Origin of the sequence: Microbulbifer variabilis (assembly GCF_020524905.1) — a bacterium.
GTDB lineage: Bacteria > Pseudomonadota > Gammaproteobacteria > Pseudomonadales > Cellvibrionaceae > Microbulbifer > Microbulbifer variabilis_A.
The window spans coordinates 1-11,880 of sequence record NZ_JAIVKI010000008.1; the positions used below are offsets into that span (position 1 = coordinate 1).

General features: G+C 54.7%; 14 protein-coding genes and 1 tRNA gene. 7 read left to right on the forward strand and 8 right to left on the reverse strand.

The features are described 5' to 3' along the window. Positions 1–190 precede the first annotated feature (190 nt). Genes folK through tsaD form a run of 3 tightly spaced genes read right to left on the reverse strand, consistent with a single transcriptional unit; the run spans position 191 to position 2,159 of the window. A complete protein-coding gene (gene folK, locus LC073_RS10705) occupies positions 191–682 on the reverse strand; it encodes a 2-amino-4-hydroxy-6-hydroxymethyldihydropteridine diphosphokinase (RefSeq protein ID WP_226646872.1) in 492 nt (163 codons plus the stop codon). A gap of 2 nt (positions 683–684) precedes the next feature. Continuing rightward, complete coding sequence (gene folB / locus LC073_RS10710; protein WP_226646874.1) at positions 685–1,074, reverse strand: dihydroneopterin aldolase; 390 nt, start codon at positions 1,072–1,074, stop codon at positions 685–687. A gap of 50 nt (positions 1,075–1,124) precedes the next feature. Beyond that, positions 1,125–2,159, reverse strand: a complete 1,035-nt coding sequence (gene tsaD, locus LC073_RS10715) for a tRNA (adenosine(37)-N6)-threonylcarbamoyltransferase complex transferase subunit TsaD (protein WP_226646876.1) — start codon at positions 2,157–2,159, stop codon at positions 1,125–1,127. A gap of 173 nt (positions 2,160–2,332) precedes the next feature. Here tsaD and rpsU point away from each other — a divergent pair, with 173 nt between their 5' ends. From rpsU to LC073_RS10750, 7 genes are all read left to right on the forward strand, one after another. Further along, entirely contained in the window at positions 2,333–2,548 is a 216-nt protein-coding gene (gene rpsU, locus LC073_RS10720) for a 30S ribosomal protein S21 (protein WP_020411530.1), read from the forward strand. A 199-nt stretch (positions 2,549–2,747) separates the two neighbouring features. Continuing rightward, the gene (locus LC073_RS10725; RefSeq protein ID WP_226646878.1) at positions 2,748–3,194 is read left to right on the forward strand and encodes a GatB/YqeY domain-containing protein; all 447 of its coding nucleotides are present in this window, start codon (positions 2,748–2,750) and stop codon (positions 3,192–3,194) included. A gap of 24 nt (positions 3,195–3,218) precedes the next feature. Beyond that, positions 3,219–5,195 (forward strand): DNA primase, encoded by a 1,977-nt coding sequence (gene dnaG, locus LC073_RS10730; RefSeq protein WP_226646880.1) that lies wholly within the window; start codon positions 3,219–3,221, stop codon positions 5,193–5,195. A 195-nt stretch (positions 5,196–5,390) separates the two neighbouring features. After that, the gene (gene rpoD, locus LC073_RS10735) at positions 5,391–7,274 is read left to right on the forward strand and encodes an RNA polymerase sigma factor RpoD (protein WP_226646882.1); all 1,884 of its coding nucleotides are present in this window, start codon (positions 5,391–5,393) and stop codon (positions 7,272–7,274) included. 89 nt (positions 7,275–7,363) lie between these two features. Next, a complete protein-coding gene (locus LC073_RS10740; RefSeq protein WP_226646884.1) occupies positions 7,364–7,783 on the forward strand; it encodes a diacylglycerol kinase in 420 nt (139 codons plus the stop codon). 307 nt (positions 7,784–8,090) lie between these two features. Further along, positions 8,091–8,167: transfer RNA gene (locus tag LC073_RS10745), tRNA-Ile, on the forward strand. 248 nt (positions 8,168–8,415) lie between these two features. Next, entirely contained in the window at positions 8,416–8,604 is a 189-nt protein-coding gene (locus LC073_RS10750) for a hypothetical protein (RefSeq protein WP_226646886.1), read from the forward strand. Between the two features lie 105 nt (positions 8,605–8,709). Here the strand turns inward: LC073_RS10750 and LC073_RS10755 are convergent, their stop codons facing one another. The 5 genes from LC073_RS10755 to xerC form a co-directional block, all read right to left on the reverse strand. Then, entirely contained in the window at positions 8,710–9,045 is a 336-nt protein-coding gene (locus LC073_RS10755; RefSeq protein WP_226646888.1) for a hypothetical protein, read from the reverse strand. After that, entirely contained in the window at positions 9,032–9,433 is a 402-nt protein-coding gene (locus LC073_RS10760) for a hypothetical protein (RefSeq protein WP_226646889.1), read from the reverse strand. The genes LC073_RS10755 and LC073_RS10760 overlap by 14 nt, the downstream gene beginning before the upstream one ends. Positions 9,434–9,540: 107 nt before the next feature. After that, positions 9,541–9,840 (reverse strand): hypothetical protein, encoded by a 300-nt coding sequence (locus LC073_RS10765; protein ID WP_226646891.1) that lies wholly within the window; start codon positions 9,838–9,840, stop codon positions 9,541–9,543. Beyond that, positions 9,759–10,049, reverse strand: a complete 291-nt coding sequence (locus LC073_RS10770; protein ID WP_226646893.1) for a hypothetical protein — start codon at positions 10,047–10,049, stop codon at positions 9,759–9,761. Before LC073_RS10770 ends, LC073_RS10765 begins: the two co-directional genes overlap by 82 nt. Before the next feature lie 805 nt (positions 10,050–10,854). Further along, positions 10,855–11,877: a site-specific tyrosine recombinase XerC gene (gene xerC / locus LC073_RS10775; protein WP_226646895.1), complete on the reverse strand. Its 1,023-nt coding sequence runs from the start codon at positions 11,875–11,877 to the stop codon at positions 10,855–10,857. Between the last annotated feature and the right edge of the window lie 3 nt (positions 11,878–11,880).

The following is an 11,880-nucleotide window of genomic DNA, read 5'->3' on the forward strand; positions in this document are numbered from 1 at the left end:
GAATCCAGCTTTCCAGGGTCGCTGCATCATGAGCGGTAATTGTGAAAACGTCAGGAGTATCCATGGGGCAAGTATACGCGAACTCAAATTACGTAACCTTATTTTCCGCATGGACCACTAGAGTGAATCAGCTCCAAAAATAAAAAAGCAGCCCTTTGGCTGCTTTTTTATTTCACTGAAGTACTATCAGTCAGGGCCAAGCAAAATCTACCGGCCATAATTTCTGTGATGCCTGATCATATTCATCCCACAGCTGACGGTAAGTTTTCTGTTCAAGCGGATGCTGTGTTTTTGGAGCTATCTCTGCCAGTGGTTGCAATACAAAGGCATTTTTTACGATCTCACCACGTGGCAGCTTTACTCCCTCAATAGTACCCGTGAGGTTATCGTAAGTGAGAATATCAATATCCAGAGTACGCGCGCTGAACTTCGGTCCAGAGCGCAGGCGGCCATTAGCGTCTTCAATTCCACGTAGACAGAGAGCCAGCTGCCCTACCGGCAGGTCAGTTTGTAGCCCCACCACCAGGTTGTAGAAATTATCTCCTGGGAACCCCACCGCTTCACTCTCGAAAACACGGGACACCTGCAAATCGCCAAACTGTTCGGCGAGGGCATCAAGCCCCGCGCGGATATGCTGTGCGCGATTAATATTACTGCCGAGGCTGAGATACACCTGAGCCACGTTTACACTCCCGCAGACATCGCTGCTGCACCTTTTGCCGGCCTTTCGCCGCGCTCGATAATGACACCCACATCCCTGGACCCTCTGACCGCACCCGGTTTGGACAAACGCAGTCGCAGCCAGCTTACAGAAAACTCTTCCCTGACAATTGCCGCAGCCTGATCTGCCATGGTTTCCACTAGCAGAAACTCGCTGCTCTCAATAAAAGCGATCAGGCGCTTGGCCACCGCTTTATAGTTCAGTGTGTACTCAATATTGTCTGTGCACGCCGCTTGACTGATATCAAAAGCCATCTCCAAGTCGAGGCTGACCGTCTGGCGTACTTCCCGCTCCCAATCGTAGATACCAATAATGGTATCCACCTTTAAATCTCGTATATAAACAATATCCATTTATCGCTCTTTTCTTTTTGATACCTGGTGCCCTGTACTTTTATAAATTTTTAAAGCTCAGTCTTGGACAACTCAGTCATAGGCCAGCGCGGGCGCACATCTACCGCCAAGTCAGCCTGTTCCCCAGCTTTCAAGCGGAGGCTACCCGCATAGGCGATCATGGCGCCATTATCGGTACAGAACTCATGGCGAGGATAGTAAACGCTGGCACCGTCCTTGCGCAGGTTAGTTTCCAAACGCTCACGCAACAGTTTATTCGCGGATACCCCACCGGCAATTACCAGAGTTTTGTAACCGGAAGCCTTGATTGCGCGACGACACTTGATCACCAAAGTATCCACTACCGCCTCTTGGAAGGCGGCCGCAATATCCGCGCAAGTTTGCTCATCCGGCAGGCCATCTTCGAGGGCGTGCTGACGCACAGTAGTCAGGGTAAAGGTTTTTAGGCCCGAAAAGCTGAAGTCCAACCCGGGTCGATCAGTCATGGGACGGGGGAAAGTAAAGCGCTTTGGATCGCCTTTCTCAGCCAGGGCTGCCAAGCGCGGACCACCGGGATAATCCAAATCGAGCATCTTGGCGGCCTTGTCAAAGGCTTCACCGGCGGCATCATCCAGTGATTCCCCCATCAGCTCGTAGTCACCAAGGCCGCGGACTTCTACTAACTGGGTATGACCACCGGAGACCAGCAGGGCAACAAAAGGAAAGGCGGGTGGATTATCCTCTAGCATCGGGGCCAATAAATGCCCCTCCATATGATGCACCGCCACAGCGGGCACACCCCAGCCATACGCCAGGGCACGGCCGGCACAGGCACCGACCATCAGGGCTCCAACCAGACCGGGTCCAGCAGTATAAGCTACACCATCCAAATCGGAGGGCTGAGTATTACTCTTTGCCATTACTTGGCGCACCAGCGGCAAGAGTTTGCGCACATGGTCACGGCTCGCCAGCTCAGGCACTACACCACCATAATCGGCGTGTAAGTCAACCTGACTGAACAGAGCGTGGCTGAGCAAACCGGACTCCGAATCGTAGATAGCGACGCCAGTTTCATCGCAGGAGGTTTCTATACCGAGGACGCGCACTTGATTTCATTCTCGTGACTACTTCGAGGGGCGCTTATCATACTGGAAAATAGGGTTGCGATCCCGTATGGGAGTGTTTAGAATTTGCGCCCTCGCTGTGAACCGGCCACCGGATGCAACTGCGAGAGCATTGCCGGAATGGCCGAGAGAAACGAATTTTAACAGGTATCCTAATGCCCTCTGTACGAATCAAAGACAACGAACCTTTCGATATCGCTCTGCGCCGTTTTAAGCGCTCCTGTGAAAAAGCAGGCGTACTGTCTGAAGTACGTCGTCGCGAGTTCTACGAGAAGCCGACCGCAGTACGCAAGCGCAAAGCTGCTGCCGCAGTTAAGCGTCACGCCAAGAAGCTGCAGCGCGAAAACCGCAAGTTCCAGCGCCTCTACTAAGAGCCGCAGGCAGCATTAAGCCTGTCGCAGCGAGGCAGCCGGACGGGCTCAGCCCCGTAGCGGTATCCAAAACGGCGTGCGAGCCCTACTCGCGCGCCGTTTTTCGTTCTGCCATCCCATTCTCCATGCACGGCGGACGCGCTATCCTTAGCGCTCAACCCTGTAAACCACAATCAATGCTAATCCCGGAACACTCACTATGAGCACTCTCAAGGACACCCTGACCCAGGCCACCAAAGACGCAATGAAAGCGCGCGACAAAGAGCGCCTGGCCACCCTGCGCCTGATCAATGCTGAGATCAAGCGGGTCGAGGTGGATGAGCGTATAGAGTTGGATGATGCCCGCATCCTCGCCCTGCTGGACAAGATGACCAAGCAGCGCCGCGACTCCATCACCCAGTTTGAAAAGGCCGGTCGCGATGAGCTAGCAGCAGTGGAACAAGCCGAGATTGAGGTTATCCAAGAGTTCCTACCCAAGCAATTGACCGAAGCAGAAATCAACGAGATCGTCACCTCGGCAGTTCAAAGCACCGGGGCCAGCGGTATGGCTGACATGGGTAAAGTGATTGCCCAGGTAAAACCTCAGGTGCAGGGCCGTGCGGATATGGGCGCAGTGAGTAAACTGGTTAAGGCTCAGTTAGCCTAACCTCAAGCTCGAATACGGAACCCTATGCCCAGCAAGATTCCCCAGCACTTTATCGACGATCTGCTCGCCCGCGCAGATATCGTCGAGCTGGTAGATAGCCGGGTCAAACTGCGCAAGACCGGGAAAAACTACTCCGCCTGCTGCCCCTTCCACGACGAAAAGACACCCTCTTTTACCGTGAGCCCAGACAAGCAGTTCTACTACTGCTTCGGCTGCGGCGCCAACGGCAACGCGATCGGTTTCCTGATGGAGTACGATCGCCTGCCATTTCCCGAAGCTGTGGAAAAACTGGCGGCCACCCGCGGTCTGGAAGTACCTCGAGAACAACTGGCTCCGGGGCAGGAGAAACGCCAACGGGAAAGTCAGAGCCTCTACCAGTTCGCGGAAAAAGCGGCCGAGTTCTACCGGGAACAGCTGCGCAGCCACCCCGCAGCTGGCAACGCCATAGCCTACTTGCGCAATCGCGGTCTATCAGGAGAGATCGCAAGAGACTTTGACATCGGTCTAGCCCCTCCCGGCTGGGATAATTTGCTAAATGCTCTTGCAGACAACGCAGAGATAGCCGACCAGCTGGAGCTGGCCGGGCTCGTTATCCGTCGCCAGGATAGCGATGGCAGCAGCAAACCCGGTGGGCGCCACCATTACGACCGCTTCCGCAACCGCATTATCTTCCCCATCCGCGATCAGCGCGGTCGCACTATTGCCTTCGGCGGGCGGGTGCTGGGAGACGAAAAGCCCAAGTACCTGAACTCACCGGAAACCCCGATTTTCCACAAGAGCCGCGAACTCTACGGTCTGTGGGAGGCGCGCCAGGCCAACCGCAATCTGGAACGCCTGATCGTGGTAGAGGGCTACATGGATGTGGTGGCCCTGGCTCAGTTCGGTATTCGCTGCGCCGTTGCTACCCTGGGTACCGCCTGCGGTGAGGAGCATATCCAGCTAGCCTTCCGCCATACCAGTGAGTTGCTTTTTTGCTTTGATGGTGACCGCGCCGGTCGCGCCGCAGCGCGCCGCGCACTGGAGTCCGCCCTGCCCCATATGCAGGATGGGCGCAGCCTGCGCTTTTTGCTGCTGCCGGAAGGAGAAGACCCAGACACCCTGGTTCGCCAATTGGGCGGCGAACGCTTCCAACAGCTGATAGAAGAGCAGGCACGCCCCCTGGAGGATTTCCTCTTCGACCTGCTCAGCGAAGACATCAACCTACAGACTATGGACGGCCGCGCACGCCTGTCCAAGCTGGCCGCTCCCCTGCTGGATTTACTGCCTGAGGGCGTTTACCGCCAACTGATGTTCCAGCAGCTCGCCTCGCGTACCGGTCTCGACAAGGAGACCCTGCAGGAGGTGATTCGCGCGGAAAAAACCCGCAATGCCCAGATACAGCAGCGGGCACAGGCACAGCCGGCAACCGCCAATCCTGCCCCAAACCTCACTGCCGACCCGAATGAGGAACTCCAGCACCGCACCCCACCTGAACCCTGGCCCCGTGAAGGCGAGGCCCATTCAGGACAATCCCCAGTTTTTACGGGCAGCCCGCGCCGCACTGGCCAGTACCGTCTGCCCCCCGAGCGTATGCTGGTCGCGTTGATACTGCACCACCCGGAGTTGGCCGCGGAGATTGAAGACTTGCAACAGTTTCACAGCACCGGCAACCCAGACCTGGTCCTGTTTGCACAACTGGTAGAGCTTTTCAAAAGCCGACCACAGCTTAACTTTCGCCAATTAATCGGCCACTGGCGCGCCCACCACGGCCCTGAGTCCAGCGATATACTGGCAAAACTGGCCATATCGCCCTTGGTATCCGGGGTTCGCCATCTAGCCCAAGGAAATAGCAATCTAGAGTACGATCCTCTGGCCGAATTCAGCGACTGTCTGCGCCACCTGGAAAAGTCCGATGCCAAACAGCGCAATCGCAATCTTTTAGCCCAGTTAAAGGCCGGTACTCAGCTCAGCCAGGAAGAACAACTGGCTTTATTGGCCAATTGGCGTAAAAAAGACAATTAATCTGCATTAACCCCTTGAAAACTGCGGTCTCAACACTATATTCACTCACCCCGCCGGGCGGGATCGGGAACCCCAGCACCCTACACTTCGCACTAAAGCCGTTACTTGACAGCTAGAGTGGTTATTGCTAATGCAAATACGCTATAATCCCGCGTCTTTGTCCCGTATTTTTATCCCCAGAATTCAGGGTTATGCATGACCGACAAAACCCATCAACAGACCTCTCGCATCAAGGAACTGATCGCCCGCGGTAAAGAGCAGGGCTATCTCACCTATGCCGAGGTAAACGACCACCTTCCGGAAGACATCTCCGATCCCGATCAGGTGGAAGATATTATTGGCATGATCAACGACATGGGTATCCGCGTGTTCGAAAGCGCTCCGGATGCCGAAGAGTTGTTGATGGCTGAGGGTGACAGCTCCGCTGACGAAATTGCCGCCGCCGAAGCCGCCGCCGCACTGGCTGCGGTTGAGTCCGATGTAGGACGCACCACCGATCCGGTACGCATGTATATGCGCGAAATGGGCACCGTAGAGCTGCTCACGCGCGAGGGCGAAATCGCCATTGCCAAGCGTATCGAAGAGGGCCTACGCGAACTGATGGCTGCTCTCGCCTACTGGCCTGGCGCAGTTCAGCACATCATTGATGAATACGCACTGATCGAGAAGGAAGAGCGCCGTATCCCCGATGTCGTCTCCGGCTGGCTCGACCCCGCCGAAGACGTACCACCTGGGGCCCAAGCCGGCCAAGCCGCTGAAGCCAGCGAGAGCAGCAGCGAGTCTTCCGACAGCGACAGCGAAGAGGGCGATGACTCCGACGACGACGCGGACGACTCTTCCGCTGAGGAAGAGGAAGAGAGCGCCGGCGGCCTCGACCCAGAGGAACTGGCCGAACGCATGAATGCGCTGATCGCCGCGCAGAAAGCCGCCGATGAGGCCATCACCGCCCACGGCCGCGATTCCAAGGAAGCTGGTACTGCTTTGGAAGCCGTCGCAGAGGTGTTCCGCTACTTTAAGCTAGCTCCACGTCAGTTCGACCCACTCTACGGTGAAGTACGCGATATCCTCGATAGTGTACGCGAGCAGGAACGCGTCACTATGAACCTGTGCATCAAGCGTGCTCGTATGCCGCGCAAGACCTTTATCAAGGAATTCCCCGGCAACGAGACCAACGAAGATTGGATCCCCGCGATCATTAAGAAAAAGCGCGACTACTCCGACGCACTGCGCCATGTAGTAGACGATATCGTCCGCGCACAGCGCAAACTGGCCCAATGCCAAGAGCGCGCCAATCTGGATATTGCACAGATCAAAGAGATCAACCGCCGCATGTCTATTGGCGAGGCCCGTTCCCGTCGCGCCAAGAAGGAGATGGTGGAAGCCAACCTGCGTCTGGTGATTTCCATTGCCAAGAAGTACACCAACCGCGGCCTGCAGTTCCTGGACCTGATCCAGGAGGGCAATATCGGCCTGATGAAGGCGGTAGACAAGTTCGAATACCGTCGCGGCTACAAGTTCTCCACCTACGCCACCTGGTGGATTCGCCAGGCCATCACCCGCTCCATCGCAGACCAGGCGCGCACCATCCGTATTCCGGTGCATATGATTGAGACTATCAACAAACTCAACCGTATCAGCCGCCAGATGCTGCAGGAAATGGGACGCGAACCTACTCCGGAAGAGCTGGGCGAGCGTATGGATATGCCGGAAGACAAGGTGCGTAAGGTCCTCAAGATCGCCAAGGAGCCCATTTCCATGGAGACTCCTATCGGTGATGATGAAGACTCACATCTGGGAGACTTTATCGAAGACCAGAACCAATCCTCTCCGGTGGACACCGCCACCCAGACCGGCCTGCACGATGCCACCCGCTCCGTGCTCTCCGGCCTGACCGCGCGCGAAGCCAAAGTACTGCGTATGCGCTTCGGTATCGACATGAACACTGACCACACTCTGGAAGAAGTCGGTAAGCAGTTCGATGTAACCCGTGAGCGTATCCGCCAGATCGAGGCCAAGGCGCTGCGCAAGCTGCGACACCCGTCCCGATCGGAACACCTGCGGAGCTTCCTCGACGATTAAGCCCCCACTAAAAAGCCCGGTTCGACCGGGCTTTTTTTGTGACACAATCATGACCGCCCACAAGGGCCTACGGATGGCAGGAGTGCAGCATGCAAAAAGAAGTCGCCAATAAACCGTTAGAGTCTGAAGGAACCGCCAACAAACCAGGCAAGAAAGGCATTGCCCGCCTGATTGCCGCCGCCAAATACTCAAGCGAAGGTCTCACCGCCGCCTGGCGCAATGAGGAGGCCTTTCGTATCGAAGTTATCCTCGCTGTCTTCTTTGTCCCTTTTGCCTTATGGCTAGGAGACACGCCGGCTGAACGCGCTGTACTGATAGCTGTTAGCCTGGTGGTATTGCCATTGGAGCTGATCAATAGCGCTATAGAGGCAACTGTGGACCGCATAGGAGCCGAAAGGCACCCACTGGCTAAGATTGCCAAAGACACCGGTTCTGCCGCCGTAGCGATGGCTCTGTTAATGTGGTTTATCGTCTGGGGTTGTATCGTGATCCCCAAACTGCCGATTTAGCCGCACTAGTTAAAGATTATTGACGAAAGAAAGGGAGGCCTAGCCTCCCTTTCTACAATTTGAACAGAAGTACCAATTGGCGCTAGCAAACCGAACAAGCGTACCAACAAATTAAAGTGGTGACGCTCAACTCTTGTTATCTAGATCAAGAAACTCAGCAGAAAAATTCGATCAAATAATAGCCACTGAGATTGATGTTGTTATGCAGACTCGACAGGAAGAAATCTCTGCCACAAAGGCATTGATTTAAAAGGAAAAATCTTGTACTTTGCCCAACCGCTTGCAACGATACCTGCAGGCAAAGTGTGGGCCCTTAGCTCAGTTGGTTAGAGCATCCGACTCATAATCGGCAGGTCCTGGGTTCAAGTCCCGGAGGGCCCACCATTTTTAATCCCCCATGAATCTCATCCATTTCTTGCTGATTCAAATCCCCCGCTATCCTTAGCTTTCAGGGGAAGCGATCACTTACTCGCCACCTTACAAAAATTAACTAAGGAAATATTCGTAGCTTCCTAGGGCCCGCCGATTGCTAAAAGCTCAGGTATTTATTGGCCCACTATTGATGCGGGGAAAGGCCTCGTAAGGAAAATCGTGTAATTCAAGAAGCACTGAATGCTTTTATTCTTTTTGAGATGTCGCTGGACTATCTGGTGATGGGCCAGCCAATGGAGGAAAGCCCCATCCACAATGAAGTGCTATTTAAGCGCTTCAAGCTGCTGGAGACTTTTGATGATCAAGACAAGGACACGGTGATTCGGGTGATCGATGCGATTATCGCTCAGCGTCAGGTCGAACATGCCATGCGGCCATTAGAGCGCTAACTACTGATAGTTAGCGCTCTATGTTTCTTATTTTCTGGGTGCTTAGTACTGATTAGCGAGCAAACAAAAAATCATCCTCGTTATAAGCCTGGGGATGCTGAACTCTTAACTTAGCGGCTCCACTTCACATACTTCCAAAATATTACACTCTGCAAGTTTGTTTTCTGGGCCCTCATAAATTCCTATTTTGTCCCCAACCACCAAAAGAGCAACGGATTCTTCATCTAAAATAAATTTAGCTTGAAGCATACCTGATTCACCGGGAGCTATATCTGCATTGCACTTAGATATAACACCAGTATGGTAATGATTCTTATAGAGAAAATTGGGGCGCAAGCCCTTTTTTACTGCATGAGTACTTTTGTATTCATCCACAGAAGAAACAAAACACTCAAGCTGGGCGGTTACAATAAAAGTTTTCATCGCATCAATAATTGTCAATTACATGTATTCCATATCTTTTAGCGTCAGCATTTACCGCTTGCAAGGAAATCGCATCATATGACAGGAACGTACCTATACCAGGCTCATTAACCCTAACACCAAGGGAGAAAGTTGCATCTGATACCCGTGTATAAACTGCTGTCAATCCGCTTGTGGTTTCACCCATTTTTCCCAATGCAGTAACAAAAGCTCTTGCTTGAGTAATGTTGGTCCAGAATTGTTTTTGAGTAAAACCAGATGGATTACCATCAATTGAAAAGCTTTGAGTTGATAAAGCTGCTGCCAACTCAACCTCGTCCATAACCCTCACTAAAACATGTCCGTTTTCAGCAGAGCTAGTCAGAGATAGTGTCGCCGCAAGTGCGCCACCTTTAGCTAAATGCATAGCCCATTCTGCAAATGCACTAGATGGAAGACCTATCAACCTTCCTGCAAGTATCGCCGAGCCAGCCCCCTTTTGTGCAAAGACATCACCCCGAGGCCGGTCGCACCTTAACTTTCCATTTTTCCTAGCGCAATCAACGACTTAGCAACCATTTTTCCCGGCACCACTGGCTCTTCACCATTTTTTTGCCCCGACGCGGGTTTTACCTTAGCCGGATGTTTTTCCAGAGGCAACGGCCCCTTCTGTTCAGCCGCGCAGGCGCGCCAGCGCCTGGCCGCCGACAGGCGGTTAAAGCGGAGGGGCGTTTGCCCCTCCTGGTTACTGGCTAGAACGGTGGTGCGGCTTCTTCGATGGCTTCGATCAGGTGCCGGCATTCCTGTTGCAGCAGCTTCACGTAGTACTGCCATTCGGTATCAAGCCGCTCCCAGGCTTCGATAACGCTCCAGCCTTGCGGCAGGTATTCCATGCGCTCCAGCACGAACGCAGCGGCGATCTGTTCGCCGGTGCTGGCTCCGGTGGTGCCGGTTTTGAGCAGACTGTTGGCGGTGTTGAGGATTTTGTCGAGCGGATACGACAGTAGGTTTATTTGTTCTTGGATCTCTTTTTGCGATGGCATGGCCATGCCTCCTTGAGTGGATGTTGTGTGGCGAACGCGCAGAACCCTGCGCGCAGGCCGGTCAAGGCTGCGCAGCGTTGTTTGCGGAGCACCGCGTAGCGGCTTGGCCTTGAGGGGGCGAGCACGGGGTTATGCTGAGGAGACACACAGCAGACACGGTCTTTCCGGGTGGCACTGGCTCAAGTCCCCCCAGCGGGGGGATTTAGGGGGGAGAGATAAAGTTTTTTCGCGGCTTGCCGCGGCCTTATGGATTCCCCCCTTGGGGGGCCAGGGGGGTAAAAACCCTGCGACCAGCCCGGCCTGCCCGCCTTAAAGACCTGACGTTGGTACAGTGTTTATTGAAGGCACCGTCCACCCAGCCGGCACAGGGCTTGCCCGTGCCGGCGGGCAGGAGTTTTTCGGGCGGGGAGGCGCGCTGGCGCGCCGGGGGAGGCATGGCTTAGATAGCGGCCGCTAAGGGAAGCTGGTGGCTGGCGGCCTGCTTGCGTTTTTTTCTGCAAGCGGGGTGACAGACGCAAGCTTGCCTTTGCAGCCACCTTTTTTTCCTGTGCAGTGCGCAAGCGCTGCCCGGAGCCACGTCTTTTGTGGCGAAGGCTGAACGGACGGTTGCTATTTTTCGCTGGCAGGGGGCGAGCCTGGCGCTTTGGCTTGCTGCCGTTTTTAGCAAGCCATGTGACAGGCGGATTGGTGCCACAGTGTCGGGGACCGTTTTGTAACACAATCCACGTATCTTGCCTCCAGACTCTCCTCTGCTTTTGTCCGTAAAAATTTCTACGTAGAAACTGTTTTCGTAAAGCCCGCTACGTTACTCGTCGTCGGCTTCGCACTCACTATCCAGTGCGTCCAACAATGCAGCTCTTTCGTTTTCTATTGGCAGGCAATCGGCTCGCTGCTTTTTTTGCGTTCGCTTGGCCGGGTGGGTTACTGCGTAAATCTGTTTCAGTTTGACGATCGAGACATGGGTATATATCTCGGTGGTTTGCAGGTGCGCGTGGCCAAGCATTTGCTGGATAAAACGGATGTCGGCGCCGTTGTCCAGCATCAGGGTGGCGACGGTGTGGCGGAACAGGTGGCAGGAGCCGGTTTTGCCGATGTCGGCTTGCTGGATGTACTTGCTGACCAGGCGGCTGAGGCGGTCGGGAGTTAAGGGTTGTCCGTTCGCTTCGATAAAGATTTGCTGGCTGTCCGGTTCCATCACAAAGCCGGGGCGGATGGCTTCGAGGTAGTGTTGCAGCCATTCGATGGCCCTTTCGCCAATCGGGACGAAGCGGTCTTTTTTGCCTTTGCCCTGCCGCACGGCCAGTACACCCTGGCTGGCATTGAGGTCGGCTTTTTGCAGGTTGACGCATTCCATACGGCGGATGCCGGTGCTGTAGAGCACTTCCAGGATAGTTCTGTCTCTGAGCCCTTCCGGGGTCGTGATGTTTGGTTGGGCGAGGATGGTTTCGGCTTCTTCGGCGCTTAAGGTGGCCTTGGGCAGGCGCCGTTCCATCTTCGGCAGCTCCAGCTCACTGGCGGGGTTGTAGAGTAAATAATTTTGCCGGGTGGCCCATTTAAAGAAGCCGCGGATGGGGATCAGCCGGGCGACTTGGTTTCTGGCACTGTAGGGTTTGCCGCTGCGGTCTCTGGAGTGGTGCAGGTGGCGGCGGTAGCGCTCCAGGATCGGTTTGGTGACTTCGTTAGCGCGGCTGATGCCCCGCTCTTCGCACCAGTTGGCGAACTGATCCAGTGCAGTGGTTTGCTGGCCCACGGTGCGCGGGGAGTAGTGCATCACTTGCAGGTGTTCCAGGTACAGGCGGCTAAGGAAGCGGAGGCTTTTATTGTCCATTAC

Bases quoted from the DNA above. Each gene is read 5' to 3' on its own strand.
- folB (WP_226646874.1), bottom strand. From the start codon at position 1,074: ATGGATATTGTTTATATACGAGATTTAAAGGTGGATACCATTATTGGT.
- rpsU (WP_020411530.1), top strand. From the start codon at position 2,333: ATGCCCTCTGTACGAATCAAAGACAACGAACCTTTCGATATCGCTCTG.
- LC073_RS10725 (WP_226646878.1), top strand. From the start codon at position 2,748: ATGAGCACTCTCAAGGACACCCTGACCCAGGCCACCAAAGACGCAATG.
- dnaG (WP_226646880.1), top strand. From the start codon at position 3,219: ATGCCCAGCAAGATTCCCCAGCACTTTATCGACGATCTGCTCGCCCGC.
- rpoD (WP_226646882.1), top strand. From the start codon at position 5,391: ATGACCGACAAAACCCATCAACAGACCTCTCGCATCAAGGAACTGATC.
- LC073_RS10740 (WP_226646884.1), top strand. From the start codon at position 7,364: ATGCAAAAAGAAGTCGCCAATAAACCGTTAGAGTCTGAAGGAACCGCC.
- LC073_RS10750 (WP_226646886.1), top strand. From the start codon at position 8,416: ATGTCGCTGGACTATCTGGTGATGGGCCAGCCAATGGAGGAAAGCCCC.
- LC073_RS10760 (WP_226646889.1), bottom strand. From the start codon at position 9,433: ATGCATTTAGCTAAAGGTGGCGCACTTGCGGCGACACTATCTCTGACT.
- LC073_RS10765 (WP_226646891.1), bottom strand. From the start codon at position 9,840: ATGGCAGTACTACGTGAAGCTGCTGCAACAGGAATGCCGGCACCTGAT.
- LC073_RS10770 (WP_226646893.1), bottom strand. From the start codon at position 10,049: ATGCCATCGCAAAAAGAGATCCAAGAACAAATAAACCTACTGTCGTAT.
- xerC (WP_226646895.1), bottom strand. From the start codon at position 11,877: ATGGACAATAAAAGCCTCCGCTTCCTTAGCCGCCTGTACCTGGAACAC.